This is a genomic window from Mesorhizobium sp. M4B.F.Ca.ET.203.01.1.1, from assembly GCF_004791025.1.
GTDB classification, from domain to species: Bacteria; Pseudomonadota; Alphaproteobacteria; order Rhizobiales; family Rhizobiaceae; genus Mesorhizobium; species Mesorhizobium abyssinicae.
This window is the reverse complement of the sequence record NZ_SRUO01000236.1, coordinates 1-300: the sequence shown is the minus strand read 5'-3', so window position 1 is coordinate 300 and position 300 is coordinate 1. Positions and strand designations below refer to the sequence as shown.

At 69.7% G+C, this 300-nt stretch carries 1 pseudogene; it reads left to right on the top strand.

From position 1 onward, the window contains the following. Positions 1 to 129, top strand: a pseudogene (locus EN846_RS34480) (thiazole synthase); the annotation flags it as partial. Positions 130 to 300: the final 171 nt, after the last annotated feature.

Below are 300 nucleotides of genomic sequence, written 5' to 3'. Positions count from 1 at the left end.
AACCCGGTGCTGATGGCCAGTGCGATGCGCAAGGCGGTCGAGGCCGGCCGCGAGGCGTTCCTGGCCGGACGCATCCCGCGCAAGCGCTACGCCAGCGCTTCTTCGCCAGTGGACGGGCTGATCGGCTGATGACCAATCCTTTTGACAGCGCCGGTTCCAAGGCCCCGCCCAAGCCCTTCACCGTGAACGAGGGCCGCCGCGAGGTGCGCAGCTTCGTGTTGCGCCAGGGTCGTTTCACCCCGGCCCAGCAGCGCGCGTTCGACGAACGCTGGCCGCGCTTCGGCCTCGACTACACCGGCC